Origin of the sequence: Streptomyces xanthophaeus (genome assembly GCF_000725805.1) — a bacterium.
GTDB classification, from domain to species: domain Bacteria; phylum Actinomycetota; class Actinomycetes; order Streptomycetales; family Streptomycetaceae; genus Streptomyces; species Streptomyces xanthophaeus.
The window spans coordinates 23,014-38,819 of the sequence record NZ_JOFT01000061.1 but is presented as its reverse complement, the minus strand read 5'-3'; the positions used below and the strand labels follow the sequence as shown (position 1 = coordinate 38,819).

General features: G+C 73.7%; 12 protein-coding genes. 3 read left to right on the top strand and 9 right to left on the bottom strand.

All coding sequences use genetic code 11. From position 1 onward, the window contains the following. A partial coding sequence (locus IO30_RS0128290; protein WP_031147523.1) for an adenosylhomocysteinase occupies nucleotides 1-749 on the bottom strand: 749 nt, incomplete at its 3' end. A 383-nt stretch (nucleotides 750-1,132) separates the two neighbouring features. Between IO30_RS0128290 and IO30_RS0128285 the strand changes: the two genes are divergently transcribed. Both IO30_RS0128285 and lepB read left to right on the top strand, forming a co-directional pair. Beyond that, nucleotides 1,133-3,226, top strand: coding sequence for a fructose-specific PTS transporter subunit EIIC (locus IO30_RS0128285; protein ID WP_031147521.1), 2,094 nt, complete (start codon nucleotides 1,133-1,135; stop codon nucleotides 3,224-3,226). 140 nt (nucleotides 3,227-3,366) lie between these two features. Further along, nucleotides 3,367-4,053: a signal peptidase I gene (gene lepB, locus IO30_RS40940; protein WP_063768242.1), complete on the top strand. Its 687-nt coding sequence runs from the start codon at nucleotides 3,367-3,369 to the stop codon at nucleotides 4,051-4,053. Between the two features lie 53 nt (nucleotides 4,054-4,106). Here lepB and IO30_RS0128275 read toward each other — a convergent pair whose 3' ends face one another. The 6 genes from IO30_RS0128275 to IO30_RS0128250 form a co-directional block, all read right to left on the bottom strand. Continuing rightward, on the bottom strand, nucleotides 4,107-5,048 hold the full coding sequence (locus IO30_RS0128275) for a cation diffusion facilitator family transporter (protein WP_031147517.1): 942 nt from the start codon (nucleotides 5,046-5,048) through the stop codon (nucleotides 4,107-4,109). A gap of 72 nt (nucleotides 5,049-5,120) precedes the next feature. Then, nucleotides 5,121-6,278: a mannose-6-phosphate isomerase, class I gene (gene manA, locus IO30_RS0128270; RefSeq protein WP_031147515.1), complete on the bottom strand. Its 1,158-nt coding sequence runs from the start codon at nucleotides 6,276-6,278 to the stop codon at nucleotides 5,121-5,123. 40 nt (nucleotides 6,279-6,318) lie between these two features. After that, on the bottom strand, nucleotides 6,319-7,452 hold the full coding sequence (locus IO30_RS0128265; RefSeq protein WP_031147512.1) for an SIS domain-containing protein: 1,134 nt from the start codon (nucleotides 7,450-7,452) through the stop codon (nucleotides 6,319-6,321). Nucleotides 7,453-7,530: 78 nt separating this feature from the next. Next, nucleotides 7,531-7,716, bottom strand: a complete 186-nt coding sequence (locus IO30_RS0128260) for a Trm112 family protein (protein ID WP_031147510.1) — start codon at nucleotides 7,714-7,716, stop codon at nucleotides 7,531-7,533. Between the two features lie 270 nt (nucleotides 7,717-7,986). After that, nucleotides 7,987-9,357 (bottom strand): phosphomannomutase/phosphoglucomutase, encoded by a 1,371-nt coding sequence (locus IO30_RS0128255; protein ID WP_031147508.1) that lies wholly within the window; start codon nucleotides 9,355-9,357, stop codon nucleotides 7,987-7,989. A gap of 77 nt (nucleotides 9,358-9,434) precedes the next feature. Further along, nucleotides 9,435-9,803: a DUF3499 domain-containing protein gene (locus tag IO30_RS0128250; protein ID WP_031147507.1), complete on the bottom strand. Its 369-nt coding sequence runs from the start codon at nucleotides 9,801-9,803 to the stop codon at nucleotides 9,435-9,437. A gap of 141 nt (nucleotides 9,804-9,944) precedes the next feature. Between IO30_RS0128250 and IO30_RS0128245 the strand changes: the two genes are divergently transcribed. Then, the gene (locus IO30_RS0128245) at nucleotides 9,945-10,448 is read left to right on the top strand and encodes a metallopeptidase family protein (RefSeq protein ID WP_373316496.1); all 504 of its coding nucleotides are present in this window, start codon (nucleotides 9,945-9,947) and stop codon (nucleotides 10,446-10,448) included. Between the two features lie 39 nt (nucleotides 10,449-10,487). Here the strand turns inward: IO30_RS0128245 and IO30_RS0128240 are convergent, their stop codons facing one another. Further along, the gene (locus tag IO30_RS0128240) at nucleotides 10,488-11,978 is read right to left on the bottom strand and encodes a DUF5719 family protein (protein WP_031147503.1); all 1,491 of its coding nucleotides are present in this window, start codon (nucleotides 11,976-11,978) and stop codon (nucleotides 10,488-10,490) included. After that, on the bottom strand, nucleotides 11,975-15,622 hold the full coding sequence (locus IO30_RS0128235; protein ID WP_031147501.1) for a glycosyltransferase family 2 protein: 3,648 nt from the start codon (nucleotides 15,620-15,622) through the stop codon (nucleotides 11,975-11,977). The genes IO30_RS0128240 and IO30_RS0128235 overlap by 4 nt, the downstream gene beginning before the upstream one ends. Between the last annotated feature and the right edge of the window lie 184 nt (nucleotides 15,623-15,806).

The following is a 15,806-nucleotide window of genomic DNA, read 5'->3' as shown; positions in this document are numbered from 1 at the left end:
CGGTTGATGCCGTCGATCAGGGAGTGGCGGCAGCCGTACTTGTTGTCGAACTTCGACTTGGTGACGGCGTCGTTCACGTTGATCGCCGGGAAGAGCAGGGAGCCCTCGGCCATCATCTCGTAGAGGCGGTGGACACCGGTGGTGGTCTCCTCGGTGACACCGCGGACCTCGGACGCGAGCTGCGTCCACTTCTGCGGGGTCTCGCCGAGGGTGCGGGTCAGCACGGCGAGGATGTGGCCGTACTCCTCGGAGTCCGCCGTCGACGGGTCCGGGACCGCGCCGGCCTTCTCGAACTCGACGCCCTTGTGGACGAGGAGGGTGGCGTCACCACCGTCGTCGAGGATCATGTTCGGGCCGCCGGTGGGGGTGTTCGGCCAGGTCAGCGCCTGCTCCGTGCACCACCAGTACTCCTCCAGCGTCTCGCCCTTCCAGGCGAAGACGGGGACGCCCTGCGGGTTCTCCGGGGTGCCGTTCGGGCCGACCGCGATGGCGGCGGCCGCGTGGTCCTGGGTGGAGAAGATGTTGCAGGAGGCCCAGCGGACGTCGGCGCCGAGGGCGACGAGGGTCTCGATGAGCACGGCCGTCTGCACGGTCATGTGCAGGGAGCCGGTGATCCGGGCGCCGGCCAGGGGCTGGGCGGCCGCGTACTCGGCGCGGATCGACATCAGACCGGGCATCTCGTGCTCGGCGAGGGTGATCTCCTTGCGGCCGAAAGCGGCAAGGGAAAGGTCTGCGACCTTGAAGTCCATGGGTGCTGCTCCTCATGGTGCGAGAGGGTGGGTACGGCTGGGCCGCGCGCCGTTCGGCTGGGGTCCGACCGGACACGGTCCGGACGGAGGCGCGGAGACACAGTCCGTCGGGGGTCCTCTCTTCCCCTCGGACGGTCACGAGGACCCGCCCGACCGCCATCAGCAGCGACGCCTGACACTGAGCACGAATCTACACCGGTCGGCGGAGTGTGCCCCAGTCGGCCGATCGGCGGTCGTGTCCCGGGTTCGGGTCCTCCGGCCGACGGATTTGAGGCCTTTAGGACTTTTGATGCGTCCCTCATCTGGGGCAGGATGCCGGTGGGCCCGAACTCTTGGACGGTCCCGCAGGACCCGTGCAGGCCCATGGCGTGAAGGAGATCGCAGTGACCAGTCCGGCCGGCCCGCCCGCAGGCGGGGACGCAAGGGGGCAGAAGCGCCTGAAACTGCTCGCCGTCACCGCGTGCCCCACGGGAATCGCCCACACCTACATGGCCGCGGAGAAGCTCCAGCAGGCCGCCGACCGCCTCGGCATCGACATGAAGGTGGAGACGCAGGGCTCCATCGGGGCCGAGAACGTGCTCTCTGACAACGATGTCAGAGAAGCGGACGGCATCATCATCGCCGCCGACAAGGAGGTCGACCGCGAGCGCTTCGCGGGCAAGCGGGTCCTGTCCACGGGCGTCGCGGACGGCATCCACCGGCCGGAGGAGCTGATCGAGCGCGTGCAGAGCGCGCCCGTCCAGTCCGGTGCCGCCGCGGACGGCGGCAGCGCGGGCGCGGGCGGGGGCGGCAAGGAGCGCAGCGCCGCGTACAAGGCGCTGATGAACGGCGTCTCGCACATGATCCCGTTCGTGGTCGTGGGCGGTCTGCTGCTGGCCGTCTCGATCGCGCTCGGCGGGCACTCCTCGTCGAAGGGCATCACCTTCGACGAGGGATCCTTCTGGTTCTACGTCAACGCGCTGGGCAGCCTCGGCTTCACGCTGATGCTGCCGATCTTCTCCGGGTACATCGCCTACGCCCTCGGCGACCGGCCGGCGCTGGTGCCGGGCATGATCGGCGGTTTCCTCGCCGCCGACGCCACGACCATCTACAAGGCCGAGGCGAACGCGGGCTTCCTGGGCGCGATCGCGACCGGTTTCCTGGCGGGTTACCTGGTCGTCTGGATCAAGAAGGTCAAGGTCCCCAAGTTCGTCCAGCCGATCATGCCGATCATCGTGATCCCGATCGTGTCCACGCTGGCGCTGGGGCTCTTCTACATCTATGTGATCGGGCAGCCGATCTCCTGGGTGTTCACGCACCTGACCAACTGGCTGAACGGGATGACCGGCTCCAGCGCGATCCTGCTGGGCGCGATCATCGGCCTCATGATCGCCTTCGACATGGGCGGCCCCGTCAACAAGACGGCGTTCCTCGTCGCGGTGGGCCTGATCGGTACCAACAACGCGGTCATGGGCATGGCCGCCGCGGCCATCCCCGTCATGCCGCTCGGCCAGGGCCTGGCCACGCTGCTGCGCCGGAGGCACTACAGCGACCAGGAACGGGAGACCGGCATCGCCGCGCTCTTCATGGGCTTCTTCGGCATCTCCGAAGGCGCCATCCCGTTCGCCGCCGCCCGGCCGGCGCAGGTCATCCCCGCGAACATGCTCGGTGGCGCCGTGGCCGGTGCGATCGCGGGCCTGGCCGGGGTGGAGGACTCGGTGCCGCACGGCGGTCCGATCGTCTCGCTGTTCGGCGCCGTGAGCGGGGTCGGCATGTTCTTCGTCGCGATCGCGGCGGGCACCCTCGTCACCGCGCTGACCACGAACGCGCTCATCGAGATCAGGCAGCGCCGCGAGGGCCGCGCCGCTCCGGCCGCGCTCTCCCCGGAGCCGGTCCTGGCCGGTGTGGGCGCCGGAGCAGGTGCCGGTGCCGCCGGTACCGGTGCCGCCGGTACCGGTGCCGGTGCCGGTACGGCCGTACGGTCCCAGGCCGCGCCCGCTGCGGGCGCCGCTGCCGCCGTCGCCCCGGCCGGACAGCCCGAGGAGGTGCTCTCGGGCTACCTGACCGGGCGCACCGTGAAGACGGAACTGGCCGCGGACTCCAAGGAGGCGGCCATCCGCGAGATGGCCGAGATGCTGGCCGGCACCGGGAACGTCCGCGACGTGGACGAGCTCGTCCGGGTCGCCCTGGCCCGGGAGGCGCAGGGCACGACCGGTCTCGGCGAGTCGATCGCCATCCCGCACGCCAAGACGGACGCGGTGGCCCGGCCCACGGTGGGCTTCGCCCGGTCCGACGCGGGCATCGAGTGGGGTGCGCTGGACGGGACGAAGGCCCGGCTGGTGTTCATGATCTCGGTCCCGGAGGCCGCGGCGGGCGACGAACACCTGCGGATCCTGGCGCTGTTGTCGCGCAAGCTCATGGACTCCGACTTCCGGGCCCGGCTGCAGACGGCTCCTGACGAGGCGTCGATCCTGGACGTGCTGCGGGAGATCCGCTAGAGACGGCCTGGCCGCACCCCGACCGCTCACCGGCAACGACCGGGTCCCGTACCAGCGCCGGTACGGGACCCGGTCGTTGCCGGTAACCGGCCAGAACGTACTCTTCCGGCCACATGTACTGCTGGGAGGGGACGGGTTTCATGGCACACAGGCCTGGGCGAAGACTGGGGACCTGGGCGGTCGCCGTGCTCGTGCTCGGCATCGCGCTGATCGGCGGGCCGGTCGCGTTCATGCTGAGCCGGTTCACCGCAGCGCGGGTGAGCAGCGAGAACATGCTGCCCACGGTCACGCCCGGCGACCTCGTCGTCTTCCGGAAGGACCCGTCCACGGTCCGGCGCGGTGACGTCGTGCTCTACGACCCGGGCGACTGGGGGCTGCGCGGCCCCTTCCTCGGCCGTGTGGTGGCGGTGGGGGGCGACCGGATCTCCTACGCGGAGGGCGCCGGGACGCTGATCCTCAACGGACGGCTCCTCAACGAGCCGTACGTACAGGGCGGGGCGCCCGGGGCCGGCGGTGTGGACTTCGACGTCACGGTGCCGCGCGGCCGCGTCTTCCTGCTGGGCGACAACCGGGGCGACTCCGCGGACTCCCGCTTCCACGCGGAGTCCGAGCACGGGACGCTGCCGGAATCGGCGGTGACCGGGATCCAGTTCGGCGATGACCACCCGGTGGCGCTGGGCCTGGGCGCGTCCATGTCCGCCGGTGTGTGCCTGCTGCCGGTCGCGCTGGGGCTCGGGATCGCCTGGCGGGTGGTGCGGCGCAGGCACGTTCACGGGCCGCAGCCGGTGCCGGTGCATCCCGTATGGGGTGCGGCGCGCTCCGAGTAGACCGAAGGCCCCCGCGGCCGTGGCTGCGGGGGCCTTCGTACGTCCGTGGTCCGTCAGGCCTGTTCGGTGCCCGTCACGGCGGCCTCGGCCTGGAAGATGTCCGGCTCCAGGTAGATCACCCGGGCGATCGGGACGGCCTCGCGGATGCGGTCCTCGGCCGCGTTGATCGCGTTCGCCACCTCGGTCGCGGTCTCGTCGTGCCGGACCGCGATCTTCGCGGCGACCAGCAGTTCCTCGGGGCCGAGGTGCAGGGTGCGCATGTGGATCAGGCGGGTGACGGAGACCCCGTCGACGAGCGCCGCCTTGATCTTCTCGACGTCCTCGGTGCCCGCGGCCTCGCCGAGCAGCAGGGACTTGGTCTCGGCCGCCAGGACGATGGCGATCGCGATGAGCAGGATGCCGATGCACAGGGTGCCGATGCCGTCCCAGACGCCGTTGCCGGTCAGCAGGGCGAGACCGACGCCGCCGAGGGCCAGGACCAGGCCGACGAGCGCGCCGAGGTCCTCCAGGAGGACGACCGGGAGCTCCGGGGCCTTGGCCCGCTTGATGAACTGGCCCCAGGTCTGCTTGCCGCGGATCTGGTTCGACTCCTTGATCGCGGTGCGGAAGGAGAAGGACTCGGCGATGATCGCGAAGACCAGGACGCCGACGGGCCAGTACCAGTGCGTGATCTCGTGCGGGTCGTGGATCTTCTCGTAGCCCTCGTAGATGGCGAACATGCCACCGACGGTGAAGAGCACGATGGAGACGAGGAAGGCGTAGATGTAACGCTCACGCCCGTACCCGAAGGGGTGCTGCGGCGTGGCCTCGCGCTGGGCCTTCTTCCCGCCCAGGAGCAGCAGCCCCTGGTTGCCGGAGTCCGCCAGCGAGTGGACGCTTTCCGCGAGCATCGACGAGGATCCGCTGAAGAGGAATGCCACGAATTTGGCTACAGCGATGGCGAGGTTGGCGGCGAGTGCCGCCACGATCGCCTTGGTACCGCCCGACGCGCTCATGGATGCGGGGTGTCCTTCCTAGCCACTGACTACCGGCCGCACATTGTTGCAGCTACGGCCGCGGACGCCGCCTCAGACCACCACGGTGGCACGGAAGACCGTACCCGTTCCGGACAGTTCGACCTTTTCGTCCGCCGGTACGAAGACCGACTCGCCCGGCGCCAGGGTCAGTTCGCCCGCCTTCGGGGAGCCCGCCGTGCAGAGCAGGATCTGCGGGGCGCCGGCCGGGAGGGTGCGGGAGGCGCCGCCGGGGGCGAGGAGGAAGCGGGAGAGCCGGAATTCGTCGATGGGGGTCTCGTAGACCTCTTCGGCGTCGCCCTCGGGCCGCAGCACCTTGGGGTCGCCCGACTCGAACTTCACGATCTTGAGCAGCTCGGGTACGTCCACGTGTTTGGGGGTGAGCCCGGCGCGCAGCACGTTGTCGGAGTTGGCGAGCAGCTCGACGCCGAGGCCGTCGATGTAGGCGTGCGGGACGCCCGCGCCGAGGAACATGGCTTCGCCGGGCTGGAGTTGCACGTGGTTGAGCAGCATGGCCGCGATGACGCCCGGGTCGCCCGGGTAGTCGTGGACCAGGGAGGCGTACGGCTTGTACGGGCCGCCCAGGCGTTCGGCGGCGGCCGCGGCCTCGGTGACGGTGGCCGCCATCTGGTCACGGTCCGCGGTCAGTACGGCCGTGAGCACCTCGCGCAGCGCGGCGTCCTCGGGGTGGGCGCGCAGCAGGTCGGCGTACGGCTTGAGGGAGTCGACGCCGAGGCCTTCGAGCAGCTCGGCGGCCTCGTGGGGGGCGCGGAAGCCGCACAGCCCGTCGAACGGGGTGAGCGCGCAGATCATCTCGGGCTTGTGGTTGGGGTCCTTGTAGTTGCGGTGGCCCGCGTCCACGGGGACCCCGCGCCGCTCCTCGTCCTCGAAGCCCGCCCTGGCCTGCTCCAGGTCGGGGTGGACCTGGAGGGAGAGCGGGGCGCCGGCGGCGAGGATCTTGAGGAGGAAGGGCAGTCCGGGGCCGAACTTGCTGACGGCGGCCGCGCCGAGTTCGCCCTCGGGGTCGGCGGCGATGACCTCGCGGAGCGTGGTCGTGCCGGAGCCGCGGTCGAGGCGGGAGGGGGCGCCGGGGTGTGCGCCCATCCACATCTCGGCCTGGGGCTCACCGGTGGGTTCGGTGCCGAGGAGCCGGGGGATGGCGGTGGGGGATCCCCAGGCGTAGGGGCGGATCGTGTTGGTCAGGCGGTCCATCGTCGTCTTCCTGGATAGAGCTGGGCTTGGGAAGTGTGCCTCAGCTGTGTCCCCCGGACGCCAGCGCCAGGTAGGCGGTGGCGAAATCCGTGACGGCGAGGAGTTCGGCGAGCTGTTCCAGCTCGGCGCCCTCCTCCGGTTCGAGCTCGCTGATGGCCGTGTCGTGGCTGAGGGCGAGTTCGCGTGCGGCCGGGGCGGCGCTCAGGCCGCCCGTCGGCCGGTCACGCAGCAGGACGATGCGGGCGCGCAGAGCCTGGGGCTCTTCGACCCGGTCACGGAAGAAGTCTTCTGGGTCGGCCCCGGCGGCGAAGGACCCGGCGAGCAGGACGCCGTGGGCGGGCAGGGCCTCGGGCAGGACGGCGGCCAGCGCGGGGCGTCCGGCGAGTTCGGCCAGGGTCGCGGCGAAGCGGCGTCCCGCGGGTCCGGCGCCGACGCCTTCGCTCCAGATGAGCGGCAGGGAGTCGGCGAGCTCGGCGGCGAGGGTCTTGGCCGGGTTGGAGTAGGTGGCGACGGCGGGACCGCAGCGTTCGGCGGTCCGGTCGAGGCGGTCGGCGACCAGTTGCAGCGTGTCGGGGGCCGCGGTGATCAGGCCGACCTTGTCGAGGAGCACCAGCAGGGGCGTCAGCAGGGCCCACAGGGCGCCGGGTCCGGCCGCGGCGGACTCGTCGTACTCCTGGTACGGCGCCTTGGCCATCGGTACGAGGAGCCCGTGCGCCCCGTCCACGGCCTCGCTCAGCGGGGACCGCTCGGGGGCGACGGCGACCACGGTGCAGCCGCGCCGGTACGCCTGTTCGGCGAGGACGGCGAGCCCGGGCTCGGTGCCGTCGGTGGTGGTGAGGAGCAGCAGGTCGACGGGGCCGGCCCAGCCGGGCAGCGTCCAGCGCAGGGCTCCGGCGGCGTGCGCGACGCCGGTGGGGTCGAGCCTGATGACGGGGGCCGAGGCCCCGGCGAGGGCGCCGAGCAGGTCGGCGACGCCGGTGGCCGCGGAGCCGGGTCCGGCGATGAGGACGGCCCGGGGGCGGCCGTCGGGGCGCAGGTCCCCGAGGCCCGCCTCGGCGGCGTGCCGTGCTGCGGTACGGACTCTGGCCCCGGCGTCGGCGGCGCCGCGGAGCAGGCCCCGGCGGTCGGCGCGGGCGAGATCGTCCGGTGCGTCGAGGAGCGACTCGTCGAGCATGGCGGCCTCCGGCTGTCGTGTGGCGGAACCAGTCTGCGCGTCCGGTGCGGTGGCGGCCCCGGCTGCGGCCCGGGAGGGTCAGGCGGGGCGGCGGGCCTCGTCCACGAGGAGCACGGGGATGCCGTCGCGGACCGGGTAGGCGAGGCCGCAGTCCTGGCCGGTGCAGATCAGCTCGGGAGAGCTCTCGTCGGCCGACTTGTCCTCGAGGGGCGCGTGGCAGGCGGGGCAGGCGAGGATCTCCAGAAGACCGGCTTCGAGCGGCATGGGGCGGTTCCCTTCGAACATGCGGTTTGGGCGAGGTCAGCGTACCGCCGAGTCACCTCCGGTGCGGCCCGCAGGTGTCCGCGTTGCTTCGCCGTCGGGCGGGTGCGGCGCCGGGTCACCTCCGGTACGGCCCGGAGCCCCGGGGCTGCGCCCCGGGAGACCCCGGCTCCGCCGGGCACCGGGCTCTGCCCGGACCCGCGCCTCGAACGCGGGCGGGGCTCGGAAGTGGCCCCGGGCGAGGCAGGACGTGCCTCACCCGGGGGACCCGGATCACGCGCGGATGAGGGCGAGGACCTCGTCGCGGACCTTGGCGAGGGTCGCCGCGTCGCGGGCCTCGACGTTCAGGCGCAGCAGCGGCTCGGTGTTGGAGGCGCGCACGTTGAACCACCAGTCGGCGGCCGTGACGGTCAGGCCGTCCAGCTCGTCCAGGGTGATGCCGTCCTGGCCGCCGTAGGTCTCCTTGACCGCGGCGAGGCGGGCCGCCTGGTCGGCGACGGTCGAGTTGATCTCGCCGGAGCCCGCGTAGCGGTCGTAGGAGGACACCAGGTCCGACAGCGGGCCGTCCTGGCCGCCGAGGGCCGCCAGGACGTGGAGCGCGGCGAGCATGCCGGTGTCCGCGTTCCAGAAGTCCTTGAAGTAGTAGTGCGCCGAGTGCTCGCCGCCGAAGATCGCTCCGGTCTTGGCCATCTCCTCCTTGATGAAGGAGTGGCCGACGCGGGTGCGCACGGGGGTGCCGCCGTGCTCGCGGACGACCTCGGGGACCGACCAGGAGGTGATCAGGTTGTGGATCACGGTGCCGGTGCCGCCGTTGCGCTCCAGCTCGCGGGCCGCGACCAGGGCGGTGACGGCGGACGGGGAGACGCCCTCGCCGCGCTCGTCCACGATGAAGCAGCGGTCGGCGTCGCCGTCGAAGGCGATACCGAGGTCGGCGCCCTCGGCGAGCACGCGGGCCTGGAGGTCCACGATGTTCTTCGGGTCGAGGGGGTTGGCCTCGTGGTTGGGGAAGGTCCCGTCCAGCTCGAAGTACATGGGGACCAGGTCCAGCGGCAGGCCCTCGAAGACGGTGGGCACGGTGTGGCCGCCCATGCCGTTGCCCGCGTCGACGACGACCTTGAGCGGGCGGATGGCGGCGAGGTCGACGAGGCCCTTGAGGTGCGCGGCGTAGCCGGTCAGGGTGTCCTGCTCGGTGACCGTGCCGGGGACGGTGCCGGGGGCGATCGCGGGGGCTCCCTCGTCGCTCCACTTCTCCGCCAGTTCCCGGATCTGGCCGAGACCGGTGTCCTGGCCCACGGGGGCGGCGCCCGCCCGGCACATCTTGATGCCGTTGTACTGGGCGGGGTTGTGCGAGGCCGTGAACATGGCGCCGGGCAGGTTCATGGAGCCCGAGGCGTAGTACAGCTGGTCCGTGGAGCACAGCCCGATCAGGGTGACGTCCACGCCGCGGGCGGCGGCGCCGCGCGCGAAGGCGCCGGACAGCCCCGGGGAGGAGGGGCGCATGTCGTGGCCGACCACGATCGCGGTGGCGCCGGTGACCTCGACGAATGCGGCACCGAACAGCTCGGCCAGGTGCTCGTCCCACTCGTCCGGTACGACGCCCCGTACGTCGTAAGCCTTGACGATGTTCGAAAGATCTGCGGCCACTGCCTGCCCTCCTGAAGGTCCTGTGCGGACAGCAAACCTACCCCGAACGAGGATCTGGTTTTCAGACGATCCGGGCGTCAGGAATCCGGCGAACGGAGCACGCGCAGGTGTCCGCGCCGGGTCTCGCCGGTCGCGGGACCGCCCCGGGCTCCGGGCTCCGGGGTGCGCTCGGGCGGACGGGCCGCCTCGCGCACGGCGTTGGCCAGGGCTTCGAGGTCGTCGCCGCTGGGGCGGGACGGCGCGGACCCGTCGGACAGCCGGACGACGTCCCAGCCGCGCGGGGCGGTCAGGCGTTCCGAGTGCTCGGCGCACAGGTCGTAGCAGTGGGGTTCGGCGTAGGTGGCGAGCGGGCCGAGGACTGCGGTCGAATCGGCGTAGACGTACGTCAGCGTCGCGACGGCAGGGCGGCCGCACGCGGTGCGCGAACAACGACGTACAAGGCTCACGACGTTGGACGGTACCGCACTCTTGACCGGGCCGCGACGAGGCTCCCGCCGCTCACTCCCCCGTGTCGTGCCCGCCGACGGGTGGCGGCGGCGCGGCGGGAGTCCGTAAACCGCCGTTCCGCCAAGGGCTACCCTGCGGGGGTGACGGACAGCTCCCTGCCTCCCCGCCCTGCCGAGCCCCCCGCCGGAGCCCCCGCCGGAGCCCCCGCCGGGGCCCCCGCCGAACCGCGCCAGCGCAGGCGCGACCGGCACGGCCGGGGGATGCGCGGGCCGGTGGCTCCGCCGCAGGTGCCGCTGTCGGCGAGCCGGTCCGAGATGTTCGGGGACCTGGTACGGGACTCCGTCGAGCGCCTGGAGCGGCGCTGGCCGCAGCTGGCCGAGGTCGAATTCCTGATCGGGGACGTCCCGGGCCCGCCGGGCGGCGCGGAGGCGGGCTGGAACGACGAGGCGGTCCCGCTGGGCGCGCTGTACGAGTCCCGCGAGGGGCGCCCGGCCCGGATCGTGGTGTTCCGGCGGCCGGTGGACATCCGTACGAAGACCCGCGACGAGAAGGCGCTGCTGGTGCACGAGATCGTGGTGGAGCAGGTGGCGGAGCTGCTGGGCCTGTCCCCCGAGACGGTGGACCCGCGCTACGGCCAGGACTAAGAAGCGGTCCGTCGTCGGCCGTGGCGCGGGCGGGGTCCGTCAGCGGGTCAGGACCGAGAGGTCCTGGACGGCGCGGGGCACCGAGACCGTGGAGCGGTCGTCCGACAGGGTCTGGACGGTGAACATCGCGATGCCCTCGTGCGGCAGGGACAGGGTGCGGGCGGCGTGTACGGGGCCGCCCGAGACGGTTTCCACGGTGAGGGCGTAGGAGCCCTTGCCGCCCGCCGGGGCCAGGGTCACCGACTGGGTCGTGCCCGCCTTGACCGTCACGTCCTGGGAGGCCGGTTCACCGCCCCCGGTGGTCGGCGAGGCCGTCACCTTGACCTGTGCGTCCTTGTCGCCCGGCGCCGTCAGCGACAGCACGGTCGCGTTCTCCTCGGCCCGGTTGTCGGCCACCGTCGCCCGCGCGCCCACCGGCCCGGCAGCCGGTACGAAGCCCAGCTCCTGCTTGGCTCCGCTGCCGCGGACCACGCGGACCGCCGCGACCACGGGCACGGCCTTGCCCGCGTCCGCCGGGGACAGCAGGAGTGATCCCGCCTCGCCCCGGGTCAGGTCCTTGAGGTCGACGGTCGCGGTCATGCCCGCCTTGACGTGCAGTTGCTCGTTGCCCGCCGGGCTGATGGCCCCGTTCGGGGCGGCCAGGCGCAGTTTCAGGTCCGCGTCGTCCTCGCCGGGCGCGAAGGCGACCAGCCGGACGGACGTGGCGTCCGCGGGGATGCCCGGAAGGACGAGTGAGCCGGCCGGGTCCGTGGAGGCGGGCAGCCAGTCGGTGCCCACGCCCTCCTCGGCTACCTGCACGGAGGCGCCGACCCGGCCCGCGCGGGTGGTGACGTGGGCGGTGGCGTCCGCGAGCTGGGCGCCGGGGGCGAGGGAGGACAGCAGGACGGACTTGGTGGACTTCGGGTCGATGCGGATGTTCTCGCTGGTGCCCTGGTCGGGCTTGGCGACGCCGTCCGGGCCGAAGATCCTGATGTCGACGACGGCCGCGGCGTCGTCCGGGTTGGTGAGGTGCACGTAGTCCTCGCGGCCCGCGGCGGTGCTCACCCCGGGGAACCAGAAGTCGGTGCCCGGCGCGGTGCAGGCCGCCCCGAGGACTCCGCGGGAGCGGCCGACGGACACCTTGGTGGTCTGCTGGGCGGTCCAGCCGGGGGCGAGGACCCCGTCGGCGCTGCCCGTCAGGGCGGGCGCGTCGGCTCCGGTGGCGGTGGCCCCGGCGGGCTTGCCGGTCTCCTTGAGCTCCAGCACCGCCTTGGCGTCCTTGGTCGCGCCGAGCAGCCGGGCCGAGCCCTTGCCCTCGGCGGAGGCGGCGGGGCCCGGGGTGAACGCCGTGTAGGTGGTTTCCGCGATGTCGGAGGAGCTGGGCGCCGGGCACACCAGCAGGGACCGCTCCACCGGCATCCGGGCCGCGGCCGCCGCCTCGGCGCCGGCCGCCTTGCCCTCCGCCTCGGGGGCGGCGAGGGCGGCGACGGCCGTGACCGCGGCGAGCGCTGCGGCCACGGCCGCCAGCGTCAGGGGTGCGCGCTGCTTCACTGCTGGGGGCTCCCGTCCGGGCGCTGATCGTGCTGGGTGTGCTGGGACTGCTGGGCGTGGGGGTCGTACGGCTCGTAGGCCTCGTAGGGCTCGTACGGGTAGGGGTACGGCTGCTGCTGCTCGGCGTACGGGGCGTCGTAGCCCTGCGCGCCCTGCTGCGGGTAGGGGTACGGCTCGTAGCCGGGCGCGGGCTGCTGCCCGTAGGGCTGCGCGGGCTGCTGCTCGTAGGCGTAGCCGCCCTGGTCCGGCTGGGGCTGGTAGGCGTACGACTCCTCGCCGTACACCGGCTGCGCCGGGATCTGCGCGTACGGGTCGGCGGCCGAGGCCGTGTCGGCGGGGGCGGCGGGGGCCGGCTCCGCCTCCGCGCGCAGGCGGCGGGCGCGGCGGCCCTCCCCGGCCTCGCCCGGTCCGGCCTGGGCGGGGAGCACGGCCTCCTCCTCGGGCAGGTCGTCGTCGAGCCGGGCGCGGCGGCCGGGGAGCGCCATGACCAGCAGCACCAGGCCGAGCAGGCCCTGGGTCCAGTGCCAGGCGGTCCGCGGCAGGGAGGTGGCGTGGACGAGGTCGAGGCGGCCGCCGGCGGCGGGGAGTTCGAAGCCCTGGGCCCAGCCGTCGAGGGTCTTGGGCTTGAGCGGCTTGCCGTCGAGGGTGGCCTGCCAGCCGGGGGCGGCCCGGTCGGCGATGCGCAGGACGCGGCCCTCCTCACCGGCCGGGATCTTGCCGTGGGCCTCGACGGGGCCGGAGGCGACGGGGATGGGGGCCTCGCCCGCCTTGCCTGGAACGATGACGGCGCGGGGCAGCCAGGGTTCGACGCCCCACAGCGCGGTGCCGTCCTGCTGGTGGCGCCGGCTCAGGCCGGGGGTGGCGTCGAGGACGCGGCGGACGTCCTCGGGGCCGCCGGGCCGGAACATCACGAAGCGGATGGCGTAGGCGCTGAGCTGGCTGGACTGGTCGGCCCCGGAGCCCGCGACGAGGTTGGAGACGACCTTGTCGAGGCGGGGGTCGCTGCCGGTGGCGGCGGCGGTCTCGGCGGCGCCGAGGCGGCCGCCGGAGCCCCGGACGAGGCTGTAGGAGACGGCGCCGGACGAGGCGGGGTCGAGGATCAGGGTGCGGGTCTGGTTGTCGTCCCCGCCGGCCTCGGCGACGAAGGCCGGGACCTGTACGGGGTCGCGCCGCTCCAGGGGGCCCGCGGCGCCCGCGAGCAGCCATCCGGCGGCGGCGAGGACCGGGCCCGCGGCGGCGGCGAGCGCGACGAGGGCGGCGAGCGGCTGGCGCCAGCCGAAGCTGCGGGCGGCGACCCGCTCCTTGGCGCCGTCCGCGCCGAGCACGGCGGCGGCGAGCAGGGCCAGCCCGTAGAGGAGGGTGGCGGGGCCGGCCCAGGCGGTGCGGTTGAGGAGGGCGGCGAGGAGCAGCGCGGTCAGGGCGACGGCCCAGGCGGTGCGGACGGCGAACTGCCGGTCGGCGCGGAGCAGGGCGGCGAGGGCAGCCAGCACGGTCCCGGCGAGGAGCAGGCCGCCGGCGGTCCCGGGTCCGCCGGGGCTGGTGCCGAGGAGGTCCAGGGCGGTGGCGGAGCCGGATCCGTAGGGCAGTCCGGCCTCGCGCAGGAACCGGCCGGGGTGGGTCAGCAGGCCCAGGGACCAGGGGGCGAGCACGAGGAGGGGAACGGCGAGGGTGGCGAGCAGCCGCGGGCCGTACGTCTTCCACTGCGCGCGGCGCAGGACGAGCGCGGCGGTGCCCAGGACGGCGGCCAGCGGCCAGACGACGGGGGTGAAGGCGGTGGCCAGGGTCAGCAGCAGCGTGCAGGTCCACACGGAGCGCCAGCCGCCCTTGGCGCCCTGCCGGGGCGCGTCCCCGCCGAGGGCGAAGGCGGAGACCGCGGCGCGGGCGATGAGGGGCAGCAGCACGGCGAGGACGGCGGTGCCGAGGCGGCCTCCGGCCAGGGCGCCGGTCACGGCGGGTAGGAAGGCGTAGCCGAAGGCGGCCCAGGCGCGCAGCAGGCGGGACTCGACGAGCGGCCGGGACGCGAAGTAGGCGGCGAGGCCGGCGAGCGGAACGGAGCCGACGAGCAGCAGCGTCAGGGCGGCCTGGGTGTAGCCGAAGAGCGGGACGGTGAAGGCGCCGAGGACGGCGAGGTAGGGGGGCGCGTCGGCGGTGGAGCCGGTGCCGACGGCGTGCCAGGTGTCGGTGTAGCCGTGCCAGAGGTCGAGGCCGTCGTCGGGGGCGGGCAGCAGGGCGCCGCCCATGAGGGAGCCGCCGCCGAGCAGGGAGCGGCAGGCGGCGACGGAGACGAGCAGGAGCAGGCCGAAGAGGACGGGGGCGGGGTTGCGGGCCATCCGCTTGAGGCGCGCGAACCGTTCGGCGCTCTCGGGGTAGTCGCCGTCCTCGCCGGGCGCGGTCAGGACGCTGGGCGCGCCGTGCCGTCCGGCGGCGGCGGGCTCGGTGTCACGGCCGTCGCCGAAGTAGCCGGCCAGCTGTTCGGCGTTGGCCCGCAGGGAGGCGCCGGGCGGCGGGAACAGGGGGCGCAGTTCACTCGCGGGGACGACGGGGCCGCGGCGGGCCTTGCGGGCGGCGAGGACGCGGCCGGGGCGGAGCAGGGTGGCGAGGAGGCCGGTGAGCTCGTCCACGGCCTGGCCAGGGGCCTTGCCGATGAGGTAGGCGAGGGTGCGCAGCACGGTGCCGAGCAGCAGGCGCACCAGGACGTAGGGGAGGGCGCGTCCGGAGCTGTTGGCGAGCATCGTGTAGACGGCGCCGGCCTTGTCGACGCGGTGCGGGCTGGACGTGGTGCGTCCTGCGCAGTCGACGGTGCGGCGCTCGCGGGCGGAGGCCTCGGCGTGCCGCATGACGGCGTCGGGGGCGACGAGGACGGTGTGGCCGGCGCTCTGGGCGCGCCAGCAGAGGTCCACGTCGTCGCGCATCAGGGGCAGGCGTCTGTCGAAGCCGCCGAGGGCCTCGTAGACGTCGCGGCGCACGAGCATGCCGGCGGTGGAGACGGAGAGGACGGGGCGGACCTGGTCGTGCTGGCCCTGGTCCTGTTCGCGGCGGTCGAGTCCGGTCCAGCGGCGGCCGCTGCGGGCGATGCTGACGCCTGCTTCGAGGAGCTGCTTCTTGTCGTACCAGCCGCGCAGTTTGGGGCCGATGACGGCGGCGTCGGGGTTCTCCTCGGCGACGCGCAGGAGTTCGGTGAGGGCGTCGGCCTCGGGGGCGCTGTCGTCGTGGAGGAGCCAGAGCCACTGGACGGGTTCGCCGTGGGGCAGTTCGGGGAGGTCGTAGGCGTCGTCGCGCCAGGTGCGGCTGACGGGGTCCCAGCCGCTGGGGCGCTTGAGGTACGGGAGGTCCTCGGGGGTCAGGGTGCCGGCGGTGCGGGCGGCTTCCTCGACGGCGGCGCCGAATCCGGTGCGGCGGGCGAGGTGCAGGACCCGTTCGTCGCCGAGGGCCTCGTGCAGCAGGCGGGCGGAGTCGTCGGCGCTGCCGGTGTCGGCTGCGATGTGGTTCTGCGCGGGGCGTTCCTGGCCGAGGAGGCCGGCCAGGGTCCGGGGCAGCCAGCGGGCGCCGTCGTGGGCGACGAGGACCGCGGTGACGACGTGCCGGGGGAACTCGGGGGTCGCGTCGGCCTGGTGGGAGGCCGTCGACTGGCTGTGCAGGGACATCGCGGTACGGGCCCTCCGGCCGGGGGTCCGGGGGTGGTGTGCCCTCGGAGGCTGCTGGACAGCGCCCCACACTAACGGCTGGCAGCAGAGCGGTCCGCCTCCTGCGGGGAAGGTGCGGGAGGCGGACCGTTTGCTCCAGCCGGCGCCCTGTCGGAGGTGCGGCTCGATATGTCGTGCGATGTGC

Excerpts from the sequence above, each read along its gene's own strand:
- lepB (WP_063768242.1), top strand. The coding sequence starts at position 3,367 with ATGGCACACAGGCCTGGGCGAAGACTGGGGACCTGGGCGGTCGCCGTG.
- IO30_RS0128275 (WP_031147517.1), bottom strand. The coding sequence starts at position 5,048 with ATGAGCGCGTCGGGCGGTACCAAGGCGATCGTGGCGGCACTCGCCGCC.
- manA (WP_031147515.1), bottom strand. The coding sequence starts at position 6,278 with ATGGACCGCCTGACCAACACGATCCGCCCCTACGCCTGGGGATCCCCC.
- IO30_RS0128265 (WP_031147512.1), bottom strand. The coding sequence starts at position 7,452 with ATGCTCGACGAGTCGCTCCTCGACGCACCGGACGATCTCGCCCGCGCC.
- IO30_RS0128260 (WP_031147510.1), bottom strand. The coding sequence starts at position 7,716 with ATGCCGCTCGAAGCCGGTCTTCTGGAGATCCTCGCCTGCCCCGCCTGC.
- IO30_RS0128235 (WP_031147501.1), bottom strand. The coding sequence starts at position 15,622 with ATGTCCCTGCACAGCCAGTCGACGGCCTCCCACCAGGCCGACGCGACC.